Source organism: Candidatus Skiveiella danica (genome assembly GCF_022705245.1).
Classification (GTDB): Bacteria; Pseudomonadota; Gammaproteobacteria; order Burkholderiales; family Burkholderiaceae_C; genus Skiveiella; species Skiveiella danica.
The window spans coordinates 1-25,517 of sequence record NZ_JAKJEW010000036.1; the positions used below are offsets into that span (position 1 = coordinate 1).

Annotated in this window: 21 protein-coding genes, 2 tRNA genes and 1 riboswitch; of the genes, 15 read left to right on the top strand and 8 right to left on the bottom strand. The window is 64.5% G+C overall.

The window, feature by feature from the left end; all coding sequences use genetic code 11:
• Positions 1-32: 32 nt before the first annotated feature.
• From rimP to ACMUOY_RS16940, 5 genes are all read right to left on the bottom strand, one after another.
• Entirely contained in the window at positions 33-629 is a 597-nt protein-coding gene (gene rimP / locus ACMUOY_RS16920) for a ribosome maturation factor RimP (RefSeq protein ID WP_413893943.1), read from the bottom strand.
• A 176-nt stretch (positions 630-805) separates the two neighbouring features.
• On the bottom strand, positions 806-2,407 hold the full coding sequence (locus ACMUOY_RS16925; RefSeq protein ID WP_413893911.1) for an ABC transporter ATP-binding protein: 1,602 nt from the start codon (positions 2,405-2,407) through the stop codon (positions 806-808).
• Positions 2,404-3,480 (bottom strand): ABC transporter permease, encoded by a 1,077-nt coding sequence (locus tag ACMUOY_RS16930; RefSeq protein WP_413893912.1) that lies wholly within the window; start codon positions 3,478-3,480, stop codon positions 2,404-2,406. Before ACMUOY_RS16930 ends, ACMUOY_RS16925 begins: the two co-directional genes overlap by 4 nt.
• Entirely contained in the window at positions 3,473-4,507 is a 1,035-nt protein-coding gene (locus tag ACMUOY_RS16935; protein ID WP_413893913.1) for a microcin C ABC transporter permease YejB, read from the bottom strand. The genes ACMUOY_RS16930 and ACMUOY_RS16935 overlap by 8 nt, the downstream gene beginning before the upstream one ends.
• Positions 4,508-4,509: 2 nt before the next feature.
• Positions 4,510-6,372, bottom strand: a complete 1,863-nt coding sequence (locus ACMUOY_RS16940) for an extracellular solute-binding protein (protein WP_413893914.1) — start codon at positions 6,370-6,372, stop codon at positions 4,510-4,512.
• 246 nt (positions 6,373-6,618) lie between these two features.
• Between ACMUOY_RS16940 and ACMUOY_RS16945 the strand changes: the two genes are divergently transcribed.
• Positions 6,619-7,494 carry a DNA ligase gene (locus ACMUOY_RS16945; protein WP_413893915.1) on the top strand — a complete coding sequence of 292 codons (876 nt, stop codon included), beginning with the start codon at positions 6,619-6,621 and terminating at the stop codon, positions 7,492-7,494.
• A 95-nt stretch (positions 7,495-7,589) separates the two neighbouring features.
• On the opposite strand, the gene ACMUOY_RS16950 is transcribed toward ACMUOY_RS16945, so the two are convergent.
• A complete protein-coding gene (locus ACMUOY_RS16950) occupies positions 7,590-9,863 on the bottom strand; it encodes an Orn/Lys/Arg decarboxylase N-terminal domain-containing protein (RefSeq protein WP_413893916.1) in 2,274 nt (757 codons plus the stop codon).
• 141 nt (positions 9,864-10,004) lie between these two features.
• Here ACMUOY_RS16950 and ACMUOY_RS16955 point away from each other — a divergent pair, with 141 nt between their 5' ends.
• The 4 genes from ACMUOY_RS16955 to ACMUOY_RS16970 all read left to right on the top strand — a co-directional run bounded on the left by ACMUOY_RS16955 (position 10,005) and on the right by ACMUOY_RS16970 (position 12,311).
• A complete protein-coding gene (locus ACMUOY_RS16955; protein WP_413893917.1) occupies positions 10,005-10,430 on the top strand; it encodes an NfeD family protein in 426 nt (141 codons plus the stop codon).
• A 50-nt stretch (positions 10,431-10,480) separates the two neighbouring features.
• Positions 10,481-11,395, top strand: coding sequence for an SPFH domain-containing protein (locus tag ACMUOY_RS16960; protein WP_413893918.1), 915 nt, complete (start codon positions 10,481-10,483; stop codon positions 11,393-11,395).
• Between the two features lie 68 nt (positions 11,396-11,463).
• Positions 11,464-11,554, top strand: a tRNA-Ser gene (locus ACMUOY_RS16965).
• Positions 11,555-11,747: 193 nt separating this feature from the next.
• A complete protein-coding gene (locus ACMUOY_RS16970) occupies positions 11,748-12,311 on the top strand; it encodes an NYN domain-containing protein (protein ID WP_413893919.1) in 564 nt (187 codons plus the stop codon).
• Positions 12,312-12,395: 84 nt separating this feature from the next.
• On the opposite strand, the gene ACMUOY_RS16975 is transcribed toward ACMUOY_RS16970, so the two are convergent.
• Entirely contained in the window at positions 12,396-13,592 is a 1,197-nt protein-coding gene (locus ACMUOY_RS16975; protein ID WP_413893920.1) for an ABC transporter substrate-binding protein, read from the bottom strand.
• A gap of 181 nt (positions 13,593-13,773) precedes the next feature.
• On the opposite strand from ACMUOY_RS16975, the gene ACMUOY_RS16980 reads away from it, so the two are divergent.
• The 10 genes from ACMUOY_RS16980 to ACMUOY_RS17025 all read left to right on the top strand — a co-directional run bounded on the left by ACMUOY_RS16980 (position 13,774) and on the right by ACMUOY_RS17025 (position 24,412).
• The gene (locus ACMUOY_RS16980) at positions 13,774-14,565 is read left to right on the top strand and encodes a sulfite exporter TauE/SafE family protein (RefSeq protein ID WP_413893921.1); all 792 of its coding nucleotides are present in this window, start codon (positions 13,774-13,776) and stop codon (positions 14,563-14,565) included.
• 23 nt (positions 14,566-14,588) lie between these two features.
• Entirely contained in the window at positions 14,589-16,400 is a 1,812-nt protein-coding gene (locus tag ACMUOY_RS16985) for a nitrite/sulfite reductase (protein ID WP_413893922.1), read from the top strand.
• A 22-nt stretch (positions 16,401-16,422) separates the two neighbouring features.
• Positions 16,423-16,803, top strand: a complete 381-nt coding sequence (locus ACMUOY_RS16990; RefSeq protein ID WP_413893923.1) for a DUF934 domain-containing protein — start codon at positions 16,423-16,425, stop codon at positions 16,801-16,803.
• On the top strand, positions 16,803-17,594 hold the full coding sequence (locus ACMUOY_RS16995) for an adenylyl/phosphoadenylyl-sulfate reductase (RefSeq protein WP_413893924.1): 792 nt from the start codon (positions 16,803-16,805) through the stop codon (positions 17,592-17,594). Before ACMUOY_RS16990 ends, ACMUOY_RS16995 begins: the two co-directional genes overlap by 1 nt.
• Entirely contained in the window at positions 17,591-18,562 is a 972-nt protein-coding gene (gene cysD / locus ACMUOY_RS17000; RefSeq protein ID WP_413893925.1) for a sulfate adenylyltransferase subunit CysD, read from the top strand. The genes ACMUOY_RS16995 and cysD overlap by 4 nt, the downstream gene beginning before the upstream one ends.
• A 46-nt stretch (positions 18,563-18,608) precedes the next feature.
• The gene (locus ACMUOY_RS17005) at positions 18,609-20,150 is read left to right on the top strand and encodes a sulfate adenylyltransferase subunit 1 (protein ID WP_413893926.1); all 1,542 of its coding nucleotides are present in this window, start codon (positions 18,609-18,611) and stop codon (positions 20,148-20,150) included.
• A 133-nt stretch (positions 20,151-20,283) separates the two neighbouring features.
• A complete protein-coding gene (fdxA, locus tag ACMUOY_RS17010) occupies positions 20,284-20,613 on the top strand; it encodes a ferredoxin FdxA (protein ID WP_413893927.1) in 330 nt (109 codons plus the stop codon).
• Positions 20,614-20,619: 6 nt separating this feature from the next.
• Positions 20,620-21,723, top strand: a complete 1,104-nt coding sequence (locus tag ACMUOY_RS17015) for an NAD(P)/FAD-dependent oxidoreductase (RefSeq protein WP_413893928.1) — start codon at positions 20,620-20,622, stop codon at positions 21,721-21,723.
• 175 nt (positions 21,724-21,898) lie between these two features.
• Positions 21,899-21,999, top strand: a riboswitch (TPP riboswitch).
• 68 nt (positions 22,000-22,067) lie between these two features.
• Entirely contained in the window at positions 22,068-24,257 is a 2,190-nt protein-coding gene (locus ACMUOY_RS17020) for a TonB-dependent siderophore receptor (RefSeq protein ID WP_413893929.1), read from the top strand.
• A gap of 79 nt (positions 24,258-24,336) precedes the next feature.
• A tRNA-Asn gene (locus tag ACMUOY_RS17025) sits at positions 24,337-24,412 on the top strand.
• Positions 24,413-24,605: 193 nt separating this feature from the next.
• On the opposite strand, the gene ACMUOY_RS17030 is transcribed toward ACMUOY_RS17025, so the two are convergent.
• Positions 24,606-25,472, bottom strand: a complete 867-nt coding sequence (locus ACMUOY_RS17030; RefSeq protein WP_413893930.1) for an HNH endonuclease — start codon at positions 25,470-25,472, stop codon at positions 24,606-24,608.
• Positions 25,473-25,517: the final 45 nt, after the last annotated feature.

Below are 25,517 nucleotides of genomic sequence, written 5' to 3' on the forward strand. Positions count from 1 at the left end.
ATGCCACGGCTCTCCTGTCCAGATTCAATCAATCAATCAGCCTGTCGCGGGCCAGCCGGCCTGCGACCTTTGAAATCCACCACGGGCGCCAGGCGCGCCTCGCGCAACTCATCCAGCGTAAATCCCAGTGCCTGCAACGGCGCCGGTGCTCGCTTGGCGCTGATACGCTGGCCCGGCTTGACCGCAGGTTCGTCCCGCCAGACGATCTGCCAGTGCGCCGGGCCGGCGCCCTCGCCCCGCTCCAGCGTGCCGCGGAATTTCTTGCGGTTGGCACTGATCAGCCTGCCCGCACTGGCGCCAAGCTCCTTGCCGATCGGCGCCTTGAGCGTGATATCCACCAGCGAACCCGCAAACCGCTCGAAGTCCTGCTCGCTTCGCAGGGGGCGGTCGATGCCCGGCGAAGACACTTCAAGCCGGCGGTACTCGACGCCGTCAACCTCCAGCGCAAACTGCAACTGGCGCGTGACTTTTTCGCAGTCCTCGACCGTGACAAACGGATCAATGGCGGCACCCGGCACCCAGGGCAGATCGATCGTGATGCGCAACAGACCCCCGGCGGAGCGTTCAATCTCCACGAGTTCGTAACCGAGACCGGTCACGGTCTGTTCGACTGTCTGCTGTAACGCCACTTGCCCTGCTGCCATCCAATAAATGAGTCAAAACCAATCGACCAAAAAAAACGGGCGGTGATTACCCGCCCGTTTGGTCGTGAACGCCGAATTATAGCCCAATATTGGGCGTAAGTGGCTTGATTTGAAAGGGTTTAGCGCAGGTTTTTGCCGCGACGGCTTCTGCGCAGGGGATTTCAACCGGCTGCTGCAACCAGCAAGCGGGTGTATTCGTGATGCGGCGCACCGAGCACCTGCCCGACGGACCCGGACTCGATCACGTCGCCGTCCTTCATGACCAGCACCTCGTGCGCCATGGCCCGGATGACGTCCACGTCGTGGGTGATCAGCAGATAGCTCAACCCGCGTTCACGCTGCAAGGCCTGCAGCAGCTGGAGGATCTGTTTCTGGATGGTGACGTCCAGCGCACTCGTCGGCTCATCGAGGACCAGCAATTTCGGCTCGACGATCAACGCTCGCGCGATGGCAATGCGCTGGCGCTGTCCGCCGGAGAACTCGTGAGGGTAACGCACCAGCAGCCCAGGAAACTGGGCCCTCGCCAAACCGACCTCTTCCAGAGCGGTCAATACCCGTGCCTGTCTTTGTGCCGTGGAAAGCCCGGGCGCGTGAACCCGCAGCCCTTCGCCGACGATTTCCTCGATGGTCATGCGGGGCGACAGCGAGGAGAACGGATCCTGGAACACCACCTGCACCGACTGGCGCAAGGCCTTGTTGGCCTTGGCCCCCTGGTGCCAGCTTCCACTGGCAACCTGGAGCGCTCCGCTGAACGGCAGCAAGCCCAGGGCTGCCAGCGCCAACGTCGATTTCCCTGAACCCGACTCGCCGATGACGCCCAGGGTCTGCCCGGGGGGAATCACGAAGTCCGCTCCGCGCACCGCAACAAACTCCCCTTTGGCAAACCAGCCCCGCACGCCACCCAAGGGCACGGGGTAGGTGACCCGCAATGCCTGCGCCCGCATCAGGGGCTCGTGGCCCACCGCATCGGGAAATGACGGGGGGACATCGCGCTCCGGACGGCTGTCGATCAGCCGGCGGGTGTAGGGGTGCCGAGGATCGGCAAAGACCTGGGTCACCGCCCCCTGCTCGACGATGCAACCGTTCTCCATCACGGCCACGCGGTCGGCAAATCGCCGCACCAGATTGAGGTCATGGGTGATCAGCAAGACCGCCATTCCGTTTCGGCGCTGCAGGGCGGTGAGCAAATCGAGAATTTGGGCCCGCAGCGTGACGTCCAGCGCCGTCGTGGGTTCATCGGCCAGCAACAGCTTGGGCTTGCAGGCCAGGGCCATGGCGATCATGGCGCGCTGGCGCTGTCCGCCCGAGAGCTGGTGCGGAAACGCCCGCGCCCTGCGCTGAGCCTCGGTGATGCCGGTTTCCGCCAGCAGGTCGATCGCCATCCGCGCGGCATCGACGCTGGAATGGCCCTGTTTCAGCTCCAGAACCTCGGCAATCTGTTCGCCCACGGTGAACAGCGGGTTCAGCGCTGTCATGGGCTCCTGAAAGATCATGGCGATGTCGCTGCCACGAATCCCGCGCAAATCGCTTTCCGGCAGGGCGAGCAGGTCACGCCCGAGAAACCCGGCGGTTCCCGTGATTCGCGCATGCATCACCAGGCGCAGCAGACTCAACGCCGTCACGGTCTTGCCCGAGCCGGACTCTCCCACCAGCGCGAGCTTTTCGCCAGGCTGGATCGTGAAATCGATGCCGCGCACGACCTCTTTGCCGTCGAAGGCCACACGCAGGTTCGAGACCTCCAGCAAAGGTGTGTTGCGATTCACTTTTCGGCCTTCCGAGGATCCAGCGCATCCCGCAGCGCATCGCCCATGAAGGTCAGCAACAGCAGCGTGATCACGAGCACCGCAAACGTCGACAGCGAGATCCACCAGGCGTCAATGTTGTTCTTGCCTTGCGCAAGCAGCTCCCCCAGCGACGGCGTGCCCGGCGGCACACCCAGCCCCAGAAAGTCGAGCGAGGTCAGGGCCAGGATCGCGCCGCTCATGCGAAAGGGCAGGAAGGTCACCACCGGTGTCATGCTGTTGGGCAACACGTGTCGGCGAATGATCTGCCAGTTCGAAAGGCCCAATGCCCGCGCGGCACGCACGTAGTCAAGCTGCCGATTGCGCAGAAACTCGGCACGGACGTAGTCCGAGAGCCCCATCCAGCCGAACAGGCTCAGCAGGATCAGCAGCAGCCCGATGCTCGGATCGAACACGGCGGCGAAGATGATCAGCAGGTAGAGCTCGGGCATGGAGCCCCAGATTTCGATGAAGCGCTGGAAGGCCAGGTCGGTCTTGCCACCAAAGAATCCCTGGAGCGCGCCCGTGATCACGCCCAGCACGGTGCCAATGACCGTGAGGGCCAGTGCAAACAGCACCGAGATGCGAAAGCCATAAATCAGCCGGGCCGCCACATCGCGACCCCGATCATCGGTGCCGAGCCAGTTGTCGGCGGATGGTGGCGCGGGGTTCGGCGCCTTGGCAAAGTAATCGATCGTGCTGTGGTGGTAAGGATTGGGCGGATACAGCGCCCAGTTGCCGGACTTTGCAAACTGCTCGCGGATAAACGGATCCAGAAAGTCGGTCGGCGTCTCGAAGTCGCCGCCAAAAGTCGTCTCAGGCGCGCTTTTCAGAATCGGGAAGTACCACGCAGCGTCGTACCGGGCCACCAGCGGCTTGTCGTTGGAGATCAGCTCGGCGCCGAGGCTCAGCACAAACAAGGTGCAGAAGATCACAAAGCTGCCAAAACCCAGTCGGTTGCGCCGGAAGCGCTGCCAGGCGCGACGGCTGGGCGACAGGGACACCGTCACCGTAGACAAAGGGCCGGCAGCGACCGCGTCGGAGGGGTCAGTCAAACTTGACACGCGGGTCCACCCAGACGTAACAGAGGTCGCTGATGAGCTTGGTGACCAGTCCGATCAGCGTGAACAGGTACAGCGTGCCCAGCACCACCGGGTAGTCGCGCCGCATCACCGACTCGTAGCTCAGCAGCCCCAGACCGTCCAGCGAGAACAGGGTCTCGATCAGCAGCGAGCCGGCGAAGAACGCGCCGATGAAGGCCGCCGGAAAGCCGGTGATGATTGGAATCAAGGCGTTGCGAAAGACGTGCTTCCAGAGCACGCGGCGCTCGGAGAGCCCCTTGGCGCGCGCCGTCAGCACATACTGCTTGCGGATCTCCTCCAGGAACGCGTTCTTGGTCAGCATGGTGGTCACAGCGAACGCCCCCAGCACGCTGGCCGTGATCGGCAGCGTGATGTGCCAGAGGTAGTCCACCACCTTCGCGCCCCAGCTGAGCTGCTCCCAATTGCTGGACGTCAGGCCGCGCAGGGGAAACCATTGCAGCTGCCCGCCGAAGATCACCAGCAGGGCCACGCCGAGCACGAACCCCGGGATCGCATAGCCCACCAGTACGAGCAGGCTGGTCAGCGCATCGAAGCGGCTGCCGGCGCGCACCGCCTTGGCGATGCCCAGCGGCACCGAGATCAGGTAGCTCAGGAAAAACGTCCACAAGCCCAGGCTGATCGAAACCGGCAGCTTCTCCTTGACCAGGCTCCAGACGTCCTTGGGGTAGAAGAAGCTCTTGCCCAGGTCGAAACGAGCGAACTGCTTGAGCATCTGCCAGAAGCGCTCGGGCGCAGGTTTGTCAAAGCCGTAGAGCGCCTTGATCTCGGCAATGCGCGCAGCGTCCACGCCCTGGCGTCCCCGGTAGCCGGCGCCTGTGGCGGCGGCACCCTCGCCGCCCGAATCACGGCCCTGCAACTGCGACACCATCTGCTCGACCGGGCCACCGGGCACAAACTGGATCACCACGAAGGTCAGCAGCAGCACCCCGAACAGTGTCGGAATCATCAGCAGCAGGCGCTTGAGGATGTAGGCGGCCATCGTCAGTTCGCCTTGCCGGCGGCCAAGCTGCGGCGCAGCGCTTCACGATTGGCTTCGGTGGCCCACCAGGTGCTGGTGATCCAGCTCTCGGGCTGGTAGTAGCGGGGCGTCACCGCCGGTTGCTCGAATCGTCCGGCCCGGTAGGCCACACGGTGCACACCGCCGTACCAATGAGGCACCACATAGTGCCCAAAGCGCAGCACGCGGTCGAGGGCACGCACACTGGCCACGAGCTCGGGCCGCGTCTGCGCCGAGATCACCTTGTCGAGCAGCGTATCCACGGCCGAGCTCTTGATGCCGATGACGTTGCCCGAGCCCTCGATATCAGCCGCCTTCGAGCCAAAGCGCTCCACCAGCTCCGTGCCCGGAGCCTCACTGCCGACAGACCGGCTGCTGATCACTTCGAAGTCAAACACGTCCATGCGCTTTTGCAGGATCGCGAAGTCGATGACCTTGTAGTTGACGGCGATGCCCAGCTTCTCCAGATTCCTGGCAAAAGGGGTCACGATGCGACCCATCGAGCCGGAGTTGTCCAGGAATTCGATGGTGAACGCTTCGCCCTTGGCATTTCGAAGCGCGCCGTCTCGATAGGTCCAGCCCGCCTCGGCCAACAGCGCGCGGGCGCGGCGCAGGTTGTCGCGCAGCGTGCGCCCTGAAGCTGGGTCGAGGCTGGTGACGGGCGGCTGCGGGACGTCCTGCGTGAAGACCTCGGGCGGCAACTGGGCCCGCAAGGGTTCGAGCAGCGCCAGTTCGTCCGAACCGGGCTTGCCGGTGGCCTCGAAGTCGCTGGCGACGAAGTAGCCCCGGACCCGTGTGTAGGCGTTGTAGAACAGTTGTCGGTTGAGCCATTCGAAATCCATGGCCAGCCCAATGGCCTCGCGCACGCGGGGATCCTTGAACTTGTCCCGCCGCGTATTGAACTGGAAACCCTGGAAGTCGCCCGCATTGCCATGCTTGAGCTCCTTCTTGATGAGTTGGCCTGAATCGAACTGCTTGCCGCTGTAGGCACGCGCCCACTCCCGCGCGATGAAGGCCTGGATGTAATCGAACTCGCCCGCCTTGAAGGCCTCGAGTTGCGCCGTGTTGTCCTTGTAGATCTTGTAGGTGATGCGGTCAAAGTTGAAGAGGCCTCGGCGCACGTTGAGATCTTTCGCCCAGTAGTGCGGGTCCCGTTCGTAGGTGATGTCCCGCCCGAAGCTGACCTTGCCGACGCGGTAGGGACCGGAGCCGATCGGCATGTCAGTGACGATTTGGTCCAAGGGCTTCGCCTTGCCTTTCTCCATGCCCCATTGGCGGCTGAACACCGGCAGCCCACCCACGATCAGCGGCAGTTCGGCGTTCACGCGCTTGAAGTCAAACCGGATGGTGCGCTCGCCCAGGATCGTCGCGCCCCGCACTTCGCCAAAAATGGTGCGGTACTGCGGCGCGCTTTCCTTGCTCACCAGCCGGTCGAACGAATGCTTGACATCAGCGGCGAGCACCGGGTCCCCGTTGGAAAAGCGCGCGGCGGGATGCAGGCGAAACACGACCGAGAGCCGGTCCGGCGCCACCGCGACGTCTTCGGCCAGCAGCCCGTAGGCAGTGGTGGGCTCGTCGAGCGTGCCGGTCAGCAGCGTCTCGAAGACCAGGCCCACCAGGCTGGGCGGCGCACTGCCCTTCAGGGTAAACGGGTTGTACTTGTCGAAGTTGGACAGACGCGTGGGCGGCACCAGCGAGATTTCGCCCCCCTTGGGCGCTTTCGGGTTCACGTAGTCGAAATGCTGGAAGCCCGGCGGGTACTTGATGTCGCCGAACTGCGCGTAGGCGTGCGCCGACCAGGCTGGAAAGCACGCCCCGAACAGCATCCCGACAATCAAACCTCGCATGCGACAATTCTGCACAGTTTTTTGCAGGGGCTGATCCATGACACGCAATTCCGGTCTTCCCGACGGAAAGTGGCATGGGGGCACCACCATGAAGGCCACCGTCACCTGCAGGGTCGCCGTTTCCCGCCAGTGCGAAGGCGCCGCGAGCCCAAGCGCCGGTCGCCGATACGATTCAGAACCATATGGACCAGTTCCCATCGCGGAAAGGTCACTTCTTGCTATCGTTTTAGTAACTGAGCCGGAACCATGCTGAACCGTCGTCAATTTGCTTCGCTGATCAGCCTGGCCGTGCTGGGCACGACGGGCCCCGCACGGGGCGCCGATGCGCCAGCGCTGATGCTGGCCAATGTGTACCGCCCGGGTGCCACGCCGCTGGCCGACTACTGGGTCAGCGAAAAGTACGACGGCCTGCGCGGCTACTGGGACGGCCAACGCCTTCTGACCCGCGGTGGAGAAGCCATCGCCGCGCCGGCATGGTTCACCGACGCCTGGCCGGCAGTACCGATGGACGGCGAACTCTGGGCCGGGCGGGGGCGGTTTTCCCAGGCCGCTTCGACGGTGCGCCAGCAAAAGCCGATGGACGACGCCTGGCGCGCGCTGCGCTTCATGGTGTTCGACCTGCCGGCCCAGGGCGGCCCGTTCGACGAACGCATCCCCGCCTACCAGCAACTGGTGGCGTCATTGGGTCGACCCTGGGTCCAGGCCGTGGTGCAGCGCAAGGTCGCCAGCGATGCTGAGCTGCAGGCCCTGCTGCGCCAGACTGTGAAGGCCGGCGGCGAGGGACTGATGCTGCACCGCGGCACGTCGCTGTACCGAGCCGCGCGCACCGATGACCTGATGAAGCTCAAACCCTGGGAAGACGCCGAGGCCAAGGTGATCGCCCATCTGCCCGGTCAGGGCAAACATGCGGGCCGCCTGGGCGCGCTGTTGGTGGAGACGCCGCAGGGCCTGCGCCTGAAGCTCGGCACCGGTTTTACCGACACCGAACGCGAGCACCCGCCACCGGTCGGCGCCTGGATCACCTTCCGCTTCCGCGGCACGACGAACCGGGGCATCCCGCGCTTTGCCAGCTACCTGCGGGTACGCGAAGACTGGGTCGAAAAGGTTCCCACCTCAGGTTGATACAAAAACAATAGCAGGTCATGACCGTTTCGCGCTGGGGCCATGCCATTTTTCCTCTGAATTGAGGCCGGAGGTCTCCTCCTGACCGCCCGCGTTCAGCGCACGCAGTCGGCGTAGTAGCGGCGCACGCCGTCCGGCCCCTCTTCCTCGACCAGTCCGTGAATGTCGGTCTCGAAGCCGGGGCACTGGGCATTGAATTCGCGCGCGAACTTGAGGTAGTCGACGATCTTCTTGTTGAAGACTTCCCCCGGGATCAAGAGCGGGATGCCCGGCGGGTACGGCGTCACCAGGCCGACCGTGATGCGGCCTTCGAGCTGGTCGATCTCCACCCGCTCCGTGGTGCGGTGCGCGATGTGGGCATAGGCATCGGCGGGGCGCATCGCCGGCGTCAGGTCGCTCAGGTACATGTCGGTCGTCAGGCGCGCGATGTCGTACCTGGCGTAAAGCTGGTGCACGTGCTGGCAGAGGTCGGCCAGGCCCATCTTCTCGTAGCGAGGATGTTTGTGACAGAACTCGGGCAGGATGCGCCACATCGGCTGGTTCTTGGCGTAGTCGTCCTTGAATTGCTGCAGCGCGGTCAGCATGCTGTTCCAGCGGCCCTTGGTGATGCCGATCGTGAACATGATGAAGAAGCTGTAGAGGCCGGTTTTCTCCACCACCACGCCGTGCTCGGCGAGGAACTTGGTGACGATGCTGGCCGGAATGCCGGTCTTGTCGAACTTGCCGTCCAGGTTCAGGCCGGGCGTCACGATGGTCGACTTGATCGGATCCAGCATGTTGAAACCGTCGGCGATCTCGCCGAAACCGTGCCACTTGCTGCCTTTCTTGCGTCCGCGGGCGTCGCTGCGCAATATCCAGTCGCCGGAGCGGCCGATACCCTCATCGACCAGCTTTTCAGGGCCCCAGACCTTGAACCACCAGTCGTCGCCGTACTCCTCGTCCACCTTGCGCATGGCCCGGCGGAAATCCAGCGCCTCGGCAATGCTCTCCTCGACCAGCGCGGTGCCGCCGGGCGGCTCCATCATGGCGGCCGCCACATCGCAGCTGGCAATGATGCTGTACTGCGGGCTGGTGCTGGTGTGCATCAGATACGCCTCGTTGAAGAGGTGGCGGTCCAGCTTGGTGGTCTGCGAGTCCTGCACCAGCACCTGGCTGGCCTGGCTGATGCCGGCCAGCAGCTTGTGGATCGACTGCGTGGAATACACCACCGCGCTTTTCGGCCGCGCGCGCTTCTTGCCCATGGCGTGGTAAGTGCCGTAGAACGGGTGGAAGGCGGCGTGCGGCAGCCAGGCCTCATCGAAGTGCAGGTTGTCCACGTAGCCGTCGAGCAGGCCTTTGATCGTCTCGGTGTTGTAGAGCACCCCGTCGTAGGTGGACTGCGTCACCGTCATCACGCGAGGCTTGACCTTGTCTGCATCGACGCCCTTGAGCAGCGGATTGGCCTTGATCTTGGCCTTGATCGCTTCGGGGGTGAATTCGCTCTGGGGAATCGGACCGATGATGCCGTAATGGTTGCGCGTGGGCTTCATGAACACCGGGATCGCCCCGGTCATGATGATCGCGTGCAGGATCGACTTGTGGCAGTTGCGGTCCACCACCACCACGTCGCCAGGCGCCACCGTGTGGTGCCAGACCATCTTGTTCGAGGTGCTGGTGCCGTTGGTCACGAAGAAGCAGTGGTCGGCATTGAAGATGCGCGCGGCGTTGCGTTCGCTCTCGCCGATGGCGCCGTCGTGGTCGAGCAGCTGGCCGAGTTCCTCCACCGCGTTGCAGACGTCGGCGCGAAGCATGTTTTCGCCGTAGAACTGGTGGTACATCTGCCCCACCGGGCTCTTGAGGAAGGCCACGCCACCGGAGTGTCCCGGGCAATGCCAGGAATAGGAGCCATCCTCCGCATAGTCGAGCAGCGCCTTGAAGAACGGCGGTTGCAGGCCTTCCAGGTAGCTGCGCGCCTCGCGGATGATGTGTCGCGCGACGAACTCGGGCGTGTCCTCGAACATGTGGATGAAGCCGTGCAGCTCGCGCAGGATGTCGTTCGGCAGGTGGCGTGAGGTCTTGGTCTCGCCATAGATATAGATCGGCACATCGGCGTTCTTGCGGCGCACCTCCTCGATGAAGGCGCGCAGGCTCAACACCGCAGGGTCCAGATCCGGCCCGGGCGTGAACTCCTCGTCGTCAATCGACAGGATGAAGGCGCTGGCGCGGCTTTGCTGCTGGGCAAACTGGGAGAGGTCGCCATAACTGGTGACGCCCAGCACCTCGAAACCCTCGCTTTCGAAAGCCCGCGCCAGCGCACGGATGCTCAGACCCGAGGTATTTTCGGAGCGGTAGTCCTCGTCGATGATGACGATGGGAAAGCGGAATTTCATGGTGGGCTCCGGCCGATGCGGCGAACAGACTGGCGAAATAGCGAAAACAGGCGCGAAGTGTAAGGAAATATGGGCTCGACCCTCTTGTTCCAGAGCGTAAACCGCCCAAAATGTGGTGATGACAAGACAAAGGGGATCACGATGGCCGAATCAACGATCTGGTGGCTGATGGCCGGCTCGGCCGTGGCGGTGGAACTGGTCACGGGAACGTTCTACCTGCTCATGCTGGCCATCGGGCTGGTATCCGCAGCGCTGGCGGCCCACTTGGGCGCGTCGATCACGTTCCAGTTTCTGAGCGCTGCCGTTGTGGGAGGCGCGGCCATCGTGGGCTGGCACCTGCTGCGGGGCCGCCGCCCTCAAGGCCCGGGAAGCGCGGCCAACCCCGACCTGCATCTGGATGTCGGTGAAACCGTCCAGGTGGATCACTGGCAAGCCGACGGCACCGCCAGCGTGCACTACCGCGGCGCCAACTGGACCGTTTTTCACCGCCCCGGCGTGATGCCCGCCCCTGGCGTGCACCGCGTGGCCGAAGTGGTGGGCAGCCGCCTGATGGTGGACAGGGTCTGATCGGCCCGCGTCCGCCGCACCGCCTTTTGTAAACCGACCGGAGAACCCTCGTGGAAATCGCTGTCCTTCTTTTCATCATTGCCGTCATCTTCATCTCGCGCTCAATCAAGGTCGTGCCGCAGCAGAACGCCTGGGTTGTGGAGCGACTGGGCAAGTTTCACGCCACGCTGACGCCAGGGCTGAACTTCCTCGTGCCTTTCGTGGACAAGGTCGCCTACAAGCACAGCCTGAAAGAGATCCCGCTCGATGTACCCAGCCAGATCTGCATCACGCGCGACAACACCCAGCTGCAGGTGGACGGCATCCTGTATTTCCAGGTGACCGACCCGATGCGCGCCAGCTACGGTTCGTCCAACTACATCGTGGCCGTCACCCAGCTGGCGCAGACTTCGCTGCGCTCCGTCATCGGAAAGCTGGAACTGGACAAGACCTTCGAGGAGCGCGACATCATCAATGCCCAGGTGGTGCAGGCCATCGACGAGGCGGCCCTGAACTGGGGTGTCAAGGTGCTGCGCTACGAGATCAAAGACTTGACGCCGCCGAAAGAAATCCTGCACGCGATGCAGGCACAGATCACCGCCGAGCGGGAGAAGCGCGCGCTGATTGCCGCCTCCGAAGGACGCCGCCAGGAACAGATCAACATCGCCACCGGCGAGCGCGAGGCTTTCATTGCGCGCTCCGAGGGTGAAAAGCAGGCCGTCATCAACAAGGCGGCGGGCGAGGCGGCCTCCATCACTGCGGTGGCGGTGGCCACGGCCGAGGCCATCGAGCGAGTGGCCGCGGCCATCCGCCAGCCGGGCGGCGAGCAGGCGGTGCAGCTGAAGGTGGCCGAAAAGGCCGTCGAAGCCTACAGCCGCGTCGCCACCGACGCCACGACCACGTTGATCGTGCCCGGCAACATGACCGAGGTTTCGGCGCTGATCGCTTCAGCCATGAAAATGATGCAGACCACGAAAGCCACCTGAATCAACGGCCGGCGGGTCAGCCTTTGAGCCTGTCTGACAGGCGCCGCGCTGCTATAATTCGAGGTTCTGGAGCGGTGGATGAGTGGTTTAAGTCGCACGCCTGGAAAGCGTGTGTGGGTTAATAGCCCACCGCGGGTTCGAATCCCGCCTGCTCCGCCAGAAACTATCCGTATTCATGCGATTTCGGGTTTTCCAGAACCTGACCACGGCTCGATTCAAAGCGAGCCATCAAAGCAGAATACGAACGGCAGATCGAACAAGGCCCGGACTGGTTCCGGGCCTTTGTTTTTCTGGTTCCGCCCTCGCCACCGGCCCGCTGGCTGGTACCCAGACACACCTCCGGGAGAATCCCTTGAACCCACCGCTGCGCGACGCCAAGCCGTCTGTTGCCCTGTACTGGGACTTTGAAAACCTGCACGCCAGCCTTTCGGAGGCACGCCTGGGCGAAGGATCCTATGGCAAGCCCGACGGGCGCTTTCGGACCCAGGAACCGCTGATCGAGGTGCAGGCCATCGTGGAACTGGCCGCGTCCTTTGGGCCCATTGCCATCAACCGCGCCTACTGCAATTGGCAGTTCTTCGGCCGCTACCGGGACGTGCTGCTGCAGAACGCGATGGAGCTGATCCAGCTTTTTCCGCCGGGGGCCTCGACCAAGAACGGCGCGGACATCCGCCTGTGCCTGGACGCCGCGGACGACATCGCCCGTCACACGCACATCGGCACGGTGGTGATCGTCTCGGGCGACAGCGACTTCATGCCCCTGGCGCAGAAGATCCGGGCTGGCGGGCGCACGTTGGTGGGCATCGGCACGCGCGCATCCACCAACCGGCACTGGGCGCGCAGCTGCAATACGTTCCGATATTACGAAGACTTGATGGAAGCGGCCGGTGTCGCCGCACCGCCCGCAGCGGACTGAGGGCCCTCATCGCCAAAAAGAAAAAGGGCCTCGCACTGCGAGGCCCTTGTCTTTTCGGGCAACCGCGGCCCGGTGCTTCAAGGCCTATTTCATGGCCTCGGCGGACCGGCGCGCCTTCACGTACGCGTCCGTCGGCTGGTAAGCCTTGCCATCGGCATAACGCCACTGCACCATCGTGCCCTTGCCACCGCGCAGGTCCAGCTTGCCGACATAGGCGCCCATGGTGGCCTGCTGGTCGATGGCGCGGAACTCGGCAGGGCCGAACGGCGTGCTGAACTTCAGGCCGCGAAGGGCCACGACCAGCTTCTCGTTGTCGGTGCTCTTGGCCTTGCGGATGGCCTCGAAAATCGCCTGCATCGTGGCATAGCCCACCACCGAGCCCACCTTGGGGTTCTCGTTGTACTTCTTGTAGTAGTTCGTCGCGAACGAGGCATGCTCGCGCGTGTCGATCTGGTCCCATGGGTAGCCGGTCACGATCCAGCCCTTGGGCGTCTCGTCCTTCAGTACATCCAGGTATTCGGGCTCGCCCGAGAGCATGGACACCACCGGCACCTTGGGGAAGATGCCGCGCTGATTGCCCTCGCGCACCAGGCGGGCCAGGTCGGCGGCGAAGGTGACGTTGAAGATCGCGTCCGGCTTGCTGTTCATGATCGCGCTCAGCGTGGCGCCCGCCTCCAGCTTGCCCAGCGCTGGCCATTGTTCGCCGACAAACTCCACGTCAGGGCGCTTGGCTTTCAGCAGTTCCTTGAAGCTGGCCACGGCGCTCTGGCCGTATTCATAGTTGGGCGCGATCGTGGCCCAGCGCTTGGCCGGCAGCTTGGCCGCTTCTTCGACCAGCATTGCCGCCTGCATGTAGGTGCTGGGGCGCAGGCGGAAGGTGTAGCGGTTGCCCTTGTCCCAGACGATGGCGTCGGTCAACGGCTCGCTGGCAACGAAAAGGCGTTTGTTCTTCACGGCATGATCCGCCAGCGCCAGGCCCACATTGCTCAGGAAGCCGCCGGCCAGCACGTCCACCTGTTCCTTGGACGTCAGCTCCACCGCATGGCGCAAGGCCTCTTCGGGCTTGCCGGCGTCGTCGCGGCTGATCACCTCGACCTTGCGTCCCAACAGGCCGCCGGCCGCGTTGACCTCCTCCACCGCCAGTTGCCACCCTTGCTTGTAGGGCTGGGTGAACTGGGGCATCGTCGAGTAGCTGTTGATCTCTCCGATCCGGATCGGCGCGCCCTGGGCGAACACCGCAGACGCAGCCAGCGCGAGCCCCACCACCACGATTTGCTTCATGTGACCTCCAAAAGCTGCGTAATGTAGCAGCACCAGCGGAGAAGGTGTCTCCAATGCGACAACGCGCCCGCTTGCCGTGGGTTGACCGTCTGGTCCGGTTTCGCTTCTTATGCTCCAAAAGAATATATCAACAACTAATAAATCGTTTGATCGTGCATATAGAACCACTACATTCGCGGCCATGCATGATTTTGCTTTCATCTTTGCCGGCTTCTTTGTGGGCATCGTCGTCGGCCTGACCGGCGTCGGCGGCGGCTCGCTGATGACGCCGATCCTGATCTTTTTCTTTGGCGTGAAACCCTACCTGGCGGTCGGCACCGATCTGCTGTTTGCCGCGTTCACCAAGATGGGCGGGACTGTGAGCCTGGCCCGCCAGCGCCTGGTGCCCTGGCGCGTGGTGGCCCACCTGTGCGCAGGCAGCATCCCGGCGGCCTTGCTGACACTGTATGTGCTGCACACCGTCGGCCCGGCCGACCCGGCCGTGCAGCGGGTCATGACCAGCACGCTGGGTGTGGCTCTCCTGTTGACCGCCGCAGCCACTCTGTTCAAGGCGGTTCGCGGCAAGCAGGCACCGCGCTCGCTGCCGGACAGCCAACTGGCCCAGGCCCTGCGGCCGCGCCACTGGGCCCTGCCGCTGCTGTTCGGGGCGGTGATCGGCACCCTGGTCACCCTGACCTCGGTGGGTGCGGGCGCCATCGGCGTGACCGTGCTGCTGATCCTGTATCCCTTGCTGCCGCTGCCGCGCATCGTCGGGGCCGACATCGCCTATGCGGTGCCGCTGACCCTGGTGGCGGGCCTGGGCCACGCCTCGCTGGGCTCGGTCGACTGGCCGCTGCTGGCCAAGCTGCTGGCCGGTTCACTACCCGGCATCTGGGTCGGCTCGCACCTGATGTCCAGGACACCCGAGCGGCTGATCCGCTCCGTGCTGTCGCTGCTGCTGGCCTACGCCGGTACCAAGCTGGTCCTGCTCTGAGTTTCTCTCCTTACTGAACTGTCATGTACCAATACACCGACTTCGACACCCAATTCGTCAAGCTCCGCGCCGCTCAGCACCGCGACCAGCTGGAACGCTGGCAGGCCGGCCAGCTCAGCGACGATGAGTTTCGCCCGCTGCGCCTGCAAAACGGCTGGTATGTGCAGCGCTACGCGCCGATGCTGCGCGTCGCCGTGCCCTACGGCGAGCTGTCCAGCGCGCAGGTGCGCGTGCTGGCGAAGATCGCCCGCGACTACGACCGGCCCGACGCTGCGCTGCTGGCCGAGGCGCAAGCCACGCAGGATCGCATCAGCGACTTCCCGGCACCGCGCCTGAAGTCTGGCTACGGCCACTTCTCGACGCGCCAGAACGTGCAGTTCAACTGGATCCCGCTGGACCATTCCGCCGACGTGATGGACCTGCTGGCCAGCGTGAACCTGCACGGCATCCAGACCAGCGGCAACTGCATCCGCAACATCACCAGTGACGAGCGCGCCGGCATCGCGGTGGACGAGATCGCCGACCCGCGCCCCTTTGCTGAAATCATTCGCCAGTGGAGCACGCTGCACCCCGAGTTTGCTTTCCTGCCGCGCAAGTTCAAGATCGCCATCAGCGGTGCCCGCGAGGACCGCGCCGCCACTGCCTGGCACGACGTGGGCCTGCAGCTGATCCGCAGTGAGGGCGAAGCCATCCATGGCGCGCCGGCCGGCGAGCTGGGCTTCAAGGTGCTGGTCGGCGGCGGCATGGGCCGCACGCCGGTGATTGCCACCACGATCCGCGAGTTTCTGCCCTGGAACCAGATCATGAATTACCTCGAAGCGGTGGTGCGCGTCTACAACCGCTGGGGCCGGCGCGACAACATGTACAAGGCGCGCATCAAGATCCTGGTCAAGGCCGAGGGCCAGCGCTACATCGACGAGGTCGAGGCCGAGTACCGGCAGATCATTGACCACGACGGTGCGCCGCACACCATTCCCCAGGCCGAGCTGGACCGCGTGCGCGCCTCCTTCGTGCCGCCGGCGCTCCACCGTGGCGGGAAGACGGCCGACGCAAAGGTCTCCCAGATCCTGCGCGCCGCCGCCGAAAACGACGTCGAGTTCAGCCGCTGGCTGAAGCAGAACGTCGCACCGCACCAGAATCCCGACCTGCGCGCCGTCACGCTGTCGTTCAAGCGCCTGGGCCAGGCTCCGGGAGATGCGACGGCCGAACAACTCGACATTGCCGCCGATCTGGCCGAGACCTTCAGTGCCGGCGAGCTGCGCGTGACCCACGACCAGAACCTGTTGCTGCCCTGGGTGCGCTGCGACCAGTTGCCCGAACTCTGGCGCGCCGCGCACCAGGCCGGTTTCGCCCGCTCCAACGTCCGCCTGCTGACCGACATGATTGCCTGCCCGGGCGGTGACTTCTGTGCACTGGCCAACGCCCGTTCGATTCCACTGGCGGAAGTGCTAATGGAGCGCTACCAGGACCTCGACGAGCTGCACGACCTGGGCGAGATCGACCTGCATATCAGTGGCTGCATCAATTCCTGCGGCCACCACCACAGCGGCCACATCGGCATCCTGGGTGTGGACAAGGATGGCAAGGAGTGGTACCAGGTCACGCTCGGCGGATCGGACGGCTCCACGCTGTCGGGCGCGCCGGTGCCCGGCAAGGTGGTCGGGCCGTCGTTTTCGGCGGAAGAAGTGCCGGACGTGATCGAAGCCGTGCTCGACACCTACCGCAACCTGCGCCAGGGCCGCGAGACCTTCATCGCCACGCTGCGCCGCGTCGGGCCCGACCCGTTCAAGGCAGCCGCCAACGCCGCCCGCCAGATCGAGGAAGCCCTGGTCTGACCCATCCACGCTTTGGAACAGTATGAAACTCATAGCTAACAACGACCATTCGACGCTGGGAAATGGCCAAAAAACCATTGAAATCCCGAATGATGCCGATCCGCGGCTCGTCGATCTCGCCGGGGTGCAGCGCATCGACCTGCATTTCCCCAAGTTCACCGACGGGCGCGCCTACAGCCAGGCTTTCCTGCTGCGCCGGCGACTCGGCTTTCAGGGTGAGATCCGCGCCACCGGCGACGTGCTGATCGACCAGCTGGTGCAGATGCAGCGCTCGGGCTTCGATTCAGCCGTGCTGCGCGCCGGCGTGGACGCCAGCGCCGCGCAACGCCAGTTCGAGCGCTTCAGCGCCTTCTATCAGGGCGATGCCGTGAATCCGCAACCTCTTTTTGCCAGGGGCGCCTGATGAGTGCCACCTCCAGCCTCCTTCCCGGTACCGGGCGCCCGGCACCCACGGCGATCGACATCAATGCACGCGCCTCGGAAGGATTCGACGCGAAGCTGGCCGAAACAGTCGCCCTGCTTCGCGAGGCCGCGCAACTTGGCCCCGCCACCCAGGCCAGCAGCCTGGGCGCCGAGGACATGGTGATTACCCACCTGATCAACGCCCATGCACTGCCGATCTCCATCTTCGTGCTGGAAACCGGCGCGCTGCATGCCGAGACGCTGGCCCTGCTGGAGCAGCTCCAGGCGCAGCAGGCTGCCCACCCGCACGCCCCGTTGACGGTTTACCGCCCCGTGCAGGCGTCGGTGGTCCAGTTCGTCGCGCGCGAAGGCAAGGACGCGATGTACCAGAGCATCGAACTGCGCAAGGCCTGCTGCGGCATTCGCAAGATGGAACCGCTGGGCCGCGCCCTGGCCGGCCAGAAAGCCTGGCTGACCGGGCTGCGCCGCGAACAGTCGGGCGCGCGAGCCGAGGTGCCGTTGATCGACAGGTCCGAGCAGGCCGTGAAGGGTCTGATCAAGTTCAACCCGCTGGCCAACTGGACCTGGGGCGACGTCTGGCACTACATCGCGCTGAACCAGGTCGCCTACAACCCGCTGCACGACCAGTTTTTCCCCAGCATCGGCTGCGCGCCCTGCACCCGCGCCATCAGCCTGGGTGAGGATTTCCGCGCCGGGCGCTGGTGGTGGGAAGACGAAGCCGCCAAGGAGTGCGGATTGCACGTGAAAACCAAAGAGGGAGCCCCCGCATGAACGCCCGTACCGAAACCCAACTGCTTGAAGCGGCCGCGGCCCTCGCGGCCCAACCGACGCACACCCACCACCTGAGCAACGCCCACCTGGACGCGCTCGAAGAGGAGACCATCTTCATCCTGCGCGAGGTGGCCGCGAGCTTCGAGCGCCCGGCGCTGCTGTTCTCCGGCGGCAAGGACTCGCTGGTGATGCTCAAGTGCGCCGAAAAGGCTTTCGGCGCGGGTCGCATCCCCTACCCGCTGCTGATGATCGACACCGGTCACAACTTCGTGGAAGTCACCGATTTCCGCGACTCCCGCGCGAAGGAGCTGAACGCCGAATTGATCGTGCGCAGCGTGGAGGACTCGATGGCGCGCGGCACCGTGCGCCTGGCCCACCCGGGCGAAAGCCGCAACGTGCACCAGTCGGTCACACTGCTCGAAGCCATCGAGGAGTTCCGCTTCGATGCACTCATCGGCGGCGCCCGCCGTGACGAGGAAAAGGCCCGCGCCAAGGAGCGCATCTTCAGCCACCGCGACAGCTTCGGCCAGTGGCAGCCCAAGGCCCAGCGCCCCGAGCTCTGGACCCTGTTCAACACCCGCCTGGCGCCCGGCGAGCACTTCCGCGTGTTTCCGATCAGCAACTGGACCGAGCTGGACGTCTGGCAGTACATCGAGCGCGAGCAGATCGGCCTGCCGTCGATCTACTACACCCACCGGCGCGAGGTGGTGGACCGCCGCGGCCTGCTGGTGCCGGTGACGGACCTCACCCCGCCGAAGGACGGCGAAACCGCGCAGATCCGCGATGTGCGTTTTCGCACCGTGGGCGACATCACCTGCACCTGCCCGGTGGAAAGCCGGGCGGCCACGCCGGGTGACATCGTGATCGAAACGCTGGCGGCCGACGTCAGCGAACGCGGCGCCACCCGCATGGACGACAAGACCAGCGACGCCTCGATGGAAAAGCGCAAGAAAGACGGCTATTTCTGAGCCGCCCCCTGGCCCTTCCCGCCCACGCACCGAAACACATCTCGCCATGAGCACTACTACCTTGATAGCAACCAATGACCATTCCACGCTGGGAAGTGGTCAAAAAGATACCAAAACCGCCCTCAGGTTCATCACCTGCGGCTCGGTGGACGACGGCAAGAGCACGCTGATCGGCCGCCTGCTGGTGGACAGCAAAGCCGTGCTGCAGGACCACCTCGCCGGCGTGCAGCGCCAGGGCGAGACCGACCTGGCCCTGCTGACCGACGGCCTGAGCGCCGAGCGCGAGCAAGGCATCACCATCGACGTGGCCTACCGCTACTTCAACACCGAAGACCGCAAATTCATCATCGGCGACGCGCCCGGCCACGAGCAGTACACCCGCAACATGGTGACCGCCGCCTCCAGCGCTGACGCCGCCGTGGTGCTGGTCGACGCCACCAAGCTCGACTGGCCCAACCCCGCGCTGGAACTGCTGGTGCAGACCCGTCGTCATTCGCTGCTGTGCAAGCTGCTGCGCGTGCCTTCGATCGTCTTCGCAGTGAACAAGCTCGATGCCGTGGCCGACGCCGCCCTGGCCTTTGCCCACGTCCGCCGCGCGCTGGAAACCTTCGCCACCGCGGCGGGCATCCCGGTGACGGCCATCGTGCCCGTCTCGGCGCTCAAGGGCTGGAACGTGGTGGACGCCGCTACGCAGCCCGGCTGGTGCGGCTACACCGGCCCGACCCTGCTGGCCCTGCTGGAAACCTTGCCGGCCACGCCGGCCGAATCCGAACTTCCACTGGCTTTTCCGGTGCAATGGGTCGAGAAGCCTGGAGCCCCCACGCTCCCCGCTGCGCGTGGTTCGCTGCCCCCCGCGGGGGCTGATGCTCCTTGGGGCGGCCCGGCGGGGCATCGCTCGTCCTCCGCAGACACCTCCATGGGCCGGCGCGTGTTCTGGGGCCGCGTGGCCACCGGCACGGTGCAACCGGGCACGCCGGTGCAGGTGTTCCCGAGCGGACAGACCGCAACGGTGGCCCAGGTGCTGGACCACGCGCGCCGCCCCAGAGACATCGCGGCTGGCCACAGCGCCGGCATCGTGCTGGACCGCGAGGTGGACGTCTCGCGCGGCGACTGGATCAATGCGGCCCCCACGCTGGTCGCTTCGCGTACGGCGCCGCCCCCCGAGGGGGCCCCGCCTGGCTTGGGGCGGCCCGGCACTGCGGCGGCCAGCGCGACGGCCCCTTTGTCCGGTCCGGATGACGATTTCGACACCCCCGCTCCGATGCCCGCCTGGCCGGCCAGCCGCGAACTCAGCACCACCATCGCCTGGATGGATGACGAGCCGCTGGTCGCCGGACGCGTATATTGGGCACTGCACGGGCACCGCTGGGTGAAGGCCAAGATCAAGCGCATCGTGCACCGCCTGGACGTCAACACGCTTCAGGAGCATGACGCCACGCAGCTGGAGCCCAATGCGATCGGTCATGTGGAGCTGCTGCTGCAGGAGCCGCTGCCCGTCGCGCCGTTTGCCCGCTCCCGTGTGCTGGGATCGTTGATCCTGGTGGACACCGCCACGCACAAGACCTCGGGCGCCGCGCTTCTGAATTGACGAAAATCAAGCAACCCTTCGCCGGACACGGCTACGCTGCGGGGCCTGCTCGGCAATTGCCAATAAAATCAAGGGTTTTCACGGAAATTCGGCGGGGCCGGCTCCGTGGCTCCCCTATCCACCTGCACCCAACATGACCCATACCGTCACCGAAGCCTGCATCAAGTGCAAATACACCGACTGCGTCGACGTCTGCCCCGTGGACTGCTTCCGCGAAGGCCCCAACTTCCTGACCATCGACCCCGATGAATGCATCGACTGTGCGGTGTGCATCCCCGAGTGCCCGGTCAACGCCATCTACGCCGAGGAAGACGTGCCCAAGGATCAGCAGCACATGACCGCGCTGAACGCCGAGCTGGCCAAGCTGCCGACCTGGAAGAGCATCACCAAGCGCAAGGCGCCGCTGCCCGACGCGGACGAATGGAAAGACAAGACCGGCAAGCTGCCCCTGCTGGTTCGCTGAAGCGGCATGGAACCCGCCCTGCAGCAGGCCGCCGCCCACATCGCCAAACCCCACGACCCACCGATTGAGGCGGATGCCGTCATCATCGGCGCGGGGCCGGTCGGCCTGTTCCAGGTGTTCGAGCTTGGCCTGCTCGAAATCAAGGCCCATGTGATCGATGCGCTCGCCTATCCGGGCGGCCAGCCGGTCGAGCTGTATCCCGACAAACCGATCTACGACATTCCGGCCATCCCGGTGTGCACCGGTCAGGAGCTGACTGACGCCCTGCTCAAGCAGATTGAGCCGTTCGGCGCGACCTTCCATCTGGGGCAGGAAGTCACGGTGGTGAAGAAACAGGCCGACGGCCGCTTCTTCGTGGCCACCTCCAAAGGGACCAGCTTTCTCACGAAGACGATTTTCATCGCAGCCGGCGTGGGGGCGTTCCAGCCGCGCACGCTCAAGGTGGACGGTCTGGAGCGGTTCGAGGGTTTGCAGCTGTTTTACCGCGTCAAGCAACCGGCCGACTTCGCCGGCAAGAACCTGGTGATCGTCGGCGGCGGTGATTCCGCGATCGACTGGGCGCTGGATTTCGCTGCCGAGGGCCCCCACAAAGCCGAGAGCGTGATCCTGATTCACCGCCGCGACGGTTTCAAGGCGGCGCCGGTGAACGTGGCCCGGATGAGGGCGATGTGCGACGCCTACGAGATGCAGTTCATCGTCGGCCAGGTCACCGGGTATGAGGAAAAGGACGGGCGCCTCACCGGCGTCAAGGTCACTGGCGCCGACGCGGTGACCCGCGTGGTGCCCCTGGACGTGCTGCTGGTCTTCTTCGGACTGAGCCCCAAGCTCGGCCCGATCGCCCAGTGGAGCCTGGAGATCGAGCGCAAGCAGCTCGTGGTGGACACCGAGAAGTTCTCCACCAGCATCCCCGGCATCTTTGCGGTGGGCGACATCAACACCTATCCCGGCAAGAAGAAGCTGATCCTGTGCGGCTTTCATGAGTGCGCGCTGGCTGCGTTCGGTGCCGTGCCCTTCATCTTTCCCGACAAGAAGGTGTTCCTCCAGTACACCACCACCAGCCCGAAACTGCACAAGGTTTTGGGGGTGGAATCCCCCGTCTTCGACGACTAGAGCGGCGACTGCGGAGGCGGGTGGCGTCGTTGCGCCACCTGGCCTTGACTGCAGCACGGTCGCGGTGACGCGCCTGGCCCGCCACCTCCTCGCTACGCCGAACATCCGCGAACCACAAGCCCGCCGCTCGGCGGGCTTTTTCGTAGGCTTTACAATTCCGCTCGCACCCGCAAGGTGCATCCGCTAGGGGTGTTGTTGCCGCAAGGCAGCGACTGAGAAAGTCCCTTTGAACCTGATTGAGGTAATCCTCGCGCAGGGAAGCCCGCTCTCGGACAGCACCGGTTCCACTCCCGGTGCGCCACGTTCCAGGCCAGCCGACCTGCCATAACGTTGAAGGTAACGTCATGGCACATTTGAAGCCACATTTCAAGAAAAAACCGACCATTCCCAGCGTGGAATGGTCACTTCCTGCCCTCTTTTTTGTAGCGCTTCAGGCGTCTGCGCAAACGGCGGAAACCGCGCGCCCTGATGCCAGCCTGGCACCGGTCACCATCAGCGAGCGTGCCAGCGCGGTCGTGGCGGACGTGGGTGGCTTCCCCGATATCCCGCTGGCGCGCAGCCCCTTCGCGGCCACGGTCGTCGACTCCAAGACCATCGACGAAATCGGGGCCGTTCGACTGTCGGACCTGTTCCGGCTCGACTCGTCACTGTCCGACGCCTACAACGCCGTCGGCTACTGGGATTTCGTGACCATCCGCGGCTTCGTCGTCGACCAGACCTACAACTATCGGCGCGACGGACTGCCCGTCAGCGGCGAAACCTCGGTGCCCTTGGAAAACAAGGAGCGCGTGGAATTCCTCAAGGGCACCAGCGGCATCCTGGCCGGCACCAGTGCGCCTGGAGGCCTGGTGAACTACGTGGTGAAGCGCCCGACGGAAACCACCTTGCGCAGCCTGCGGCTGGAAACGTCCAGCGATGGCGGTCTGCTGGGTCATCTGGACATGGGCGGGCGATTCGGGGAAGACCGCCGTTTCGGCTACCGCCTGAACGCCGTGGCGGCCGACCTGCAAAGCTATGTGCCCGACGCCAATGGCAAACGCGGGCTGTTTGCGCTGGCGATGGACTGGCGCGCCACCCGCGACACCCTGATCGAGGGCGAGTTCGAGTACTCCCGGCTGCGCCAGCCCAGCGTGCCGGGCCTCAGCCTGCTCGGCAACGCCCTGCCGCCCGCCGACCCCTTTATCAACATCAACAGCCAACCCTGGTCGCAGGCCAACCAGCTGGACAACTTCACCGGCAGCATCGGCATCCAGCAGGCCATCAACAGCCAGTGGCGCTGGCAAGGGCAACTCGGCACCCAGCGCCTGACGAGCAACGACCGCCTGGCCTACCCCTTCGGCTGCTACGACAACAACTCGGGCGTCTATTACGCCGACCGCTTCTGCCCCAACGGCGACTTCGACCTGTACGACTACCGCAGCAACAACGAACGGCGCCAGACGCAATCTGCGTTGCTGAAAGTCATCGGCGACGTCAACACGGGATCGGTGCGCCATAACCTCAGCTTTGGCGTGCAGGGCACCCGCTACCGCGAAACCGGCGAACCCCAGGCCGACAACAATGCGGCCGTGGGCACCGGCAACATTTTCACGCTGCCCGCGCTGCCCGAGGCGCCGATCTACCAGGATCCCTACATCACGCGCAAGGAACGCGGGGTGGAGTTCTTCGCCTTTGATGCGATCCAGTGGACGCAGGCCTTCCAGACCTGGCTGGGCGTGCGGTATTCACGTCTGCACCGCGAGAGCGCGGCCACCGACGGGAGCCAGAGCACGGCCTATGACCGCTCCATCACCACCCCCTGGGTGGCGGCCACCTGGCAGCTTGACCCGCAGACGATGGCCTACGCCAGCTACGGCGAAGGCGTCGAATCGGTCGTGGCGCCGGGACGCAGCCGCTACAGCAATGCCGGCCAACCCCTGCCCGCCCTCAAGAGCCGCCAGACGGAAGTGGGGGTGAAAAGCACCAGCGACACCTTGCGCTGGAACGTCACCTGGTTCAACGTCGTGAGACCCCTATGGGGCGACGCCGGCGCCTGCGACCAGCCCGGCACCTGCATCCGGCAGGAAGACGGCTCCGTGCGCAACCAGGGCATTGAACTTGGCGCAGGCTACAGCGCCGGCCCCTGGCGTCTGGGCGCCAGCGCCACCTGGTTGCAGGCACAGCGGCAGGACGGCGTGATCAACCCGAGCCTGAATGGCATGCGCCCCACCAACGTGCCCGACCTGATCGTGCGCGCCAACGGCGTCTACCGCGTCGCCGGCGTGCCCGGTCTGAGCCTGCTGGGCACCGTCTCTTACGAAGGCAGCCGCAGCGTGTTGCCTGACGAGTCGATCACCCTGCCCGCCTGGACCCGCGTGGACCTCGGCCTGACCTACGAAACCCGCTTGATGGGCCAGCCCAACACCTGGAGCCTGACGGTGGACAACGTGGCCAACCGCCGTTACTTCAAGGAATCACCCTACCAGTATGGCCACGTCTACCTCTTCCCTGGCGCGCCCCGCACGGTCAAATTGGCCGTTCAGACCTCGTTCTGAGGAACTTTGAAAAAAATCTGTGCGAGACAAGGCCGCCCTTTGAAAACTCAAAAAAATGACGCTATAATTTGAGGCTTGTTCCTCGATAGCTCAGTCGGTAGAGCGCCGGACTGTTAATCCGTAGGTCCCTGGTTCGAGCCCAGGTCGAGGAGCCACTGATAAGCCTTACGGCGACTGGAAGCCCTGCTACTCAATCGGTAGCAGGGCTTTTTCAATTAGTGGGCTTGGCGCGACCTTGTAGGCAATCTGTAGGCAATTTGCAAGAATGCAGCCCCGGACAAACCTGGGCGAGGACCGGCAAATTGGGCTTCTGCAGTGACTGGTGATAGCGTCCCCAGACCGTTGGGCTCATCGGCGATAGTGCTTTTCGAGCATAGCCTGAAGGCGTATGCGCATCGCATCGCGCTCCTCGCCATGGTGTGCCTTCCGATGGTCGTCCGCGCACAGGGCCGCGACGTTGCGAACCACGTCCAAACCACCCTCGCCCAGCGGCAGAACATGGTGCGTCTCTAGGTAGGTCGCACCGCCAATCGTCTGAAAGCCCCGCTTTCCGCAGAACTCGCAACACCCTTCCGAACGACGTAGTGCGTCAGCCCGCACCTTGGCGTTGCGGACAGGAACTTCACCTGTCACGGTACGGCGCAGTAGCTCGGCCGCAGACTCCGCATCGAATTGGTCAACATACTTTGGAAATGAACCGCGGGCAATTCTCGCTGCGCCGCTGACCGGGTCATATCGCTCCACCGTCCATGGCTCGGGGTCGAGAACGCGCAGGTCCATGCGTGAAGACTCCGGTGAGTCGGGGTCAGTGAGGTCGCGGGGCTCGCCTTCGCCGACGATGACACGCACCGGCAAACGGTTTTCATGGGCATAGGCAATCGCCGCGTCCATCTTGAGTGCTCGACGGACGCCGGCCCTGCGTTGCTCGGGAGTCAATTGGAGTGAGTCGCGCAATTGCGCAGCCCAATCTTTCAAGTTCGTGTCGGTAAAGACCTTGCTCTCGGTCTCCTGGATATCGCGCCACCAGAGGTTGAGAAGCACCAGCTTGCCTGGCTCGGTGTAAGCCCACTCATAGCAATATGCCGGGTTTGATGCGGGCACTTTGACGGGGCCCTTCTTTGACACTGCCCAGGGACTGACATCGACCCCAGCCGCAGCGACGAGGTCGATAACCCTTGGGCTAGTCGTAGGTTTAAGTCCATCCTTAATGTTCATGGGCGACTCCTTTGACGGAAAAAATTACCGGTATCGAGTTGGCTA

Coding starts and splice junctions, on each gene's coding strand:
- ACMUOY_RS17030 (WP_413893930.1), bottom strand. CDS start 25,472: ATGAACATTAAGGATGGACTTAAACCTACGACTAGCCCAAGGGTTATC.
- ACMUOY_RS16975 (WP_413893920.1), bottom strand. CDS start 13,592: ATGAAGCAAATCGTGGTGGTGGGGCTCGCGCTGGCTGCGTCTGCGGTG.
- ACMUOY_RS17020 (WP_413893929.1), top strand. CDS start 22,068: ATGGCACATTTGAAGCCACATTTCAAGAAAAAACCGACCATTCCCAGC.
- ACMUOY_RS16985 (WP_413893922.1), top strand. CDS start 14,589: ATGTACCAATACACCGACTTCGACACCCAATTCGTCAAGCTCCGCGCC.
- ACMUOY_RS17005 (WP_413893926.1), top strand. CDS start 18,609: ATGAGCACTACTACCTTGATAGCAACCAATGACCATTCCACGCTGGGA.
- ACMUOY_RS16955 (WP_413893917.1), top strand. CDS start 10,005: ATGGCCGAATCAACGATCTGGTGGCTGATGGCCGGCTCGGCCGTGGCG.
- ACMUOY_RS16980 (WP_413893921.1), top strand. CDS start 13,774: ATGCATGATTTTGCTTTCATCTTTGCCGGCTTCTTTGTGGGCATCGTC.
- ACMUOY_RS16945 (WP_413893915.1), top strand. CDS start 6,619: ATGCTGAACCGTCGTCAATTTGCTTCGCTGATCAGCCTGGCCGTGCTG.
- ACMUOY_RS16940 (WP_413893914.1), bottom strand. CDS start 6,372: ATGCGAGGTTTGATTGTCGGGATGCTGTTCGGGGCGTGCTTTCCAGCC.
- ACMUOY_RS17015 (WP_413893928.1), top strand. CDS start 20,620: ATGGAACCCGCCCTGCAGCAGGCCGCCGCCCACATCGCCAAACCCCAC.
- cysD (WP_413893925.1), top strand. CDS start 17,591: ATGAACGCCCGTACCGAAACCCAACTGCTTGAAGCGGCCGCGGCCCTC.
- ACMUOY_RS16990 (WP_413893923.1), top strand. CDS start 16,423: ATGAAACTCATAGCTAACAACGACCATTCGACGCTGGGAAATGGCCAA.
- ACMUOY_RS16950 (WP_413893916.1), bottom strand. CDS start 9,863: ATGAAATTCCGCTTTCCCATCGTCATCATCGACGAGGACTACCGCTCC.
- fdxA (WP_413893927.1), top strand. CDS start 20,284: ATGACCCATACCGTCACCGAAGCCTGCATCAAGTGCAAATACACCGAC.
- ACMUOY_RS16995 (WP_413893924.1), top strand. CDS start 16,803: ATGAGTGCCACCTCCAGCCTCCTTCCCGGTACCGGGCGCCCGGCACCC.
- ACMUOY_RS16935 (WP_413893913.1), bottom strand. CDS start 4,507: ATGGCCGCCTACATCCTCAAGCGCCTGCTGCTGATGATTCCGACACTG.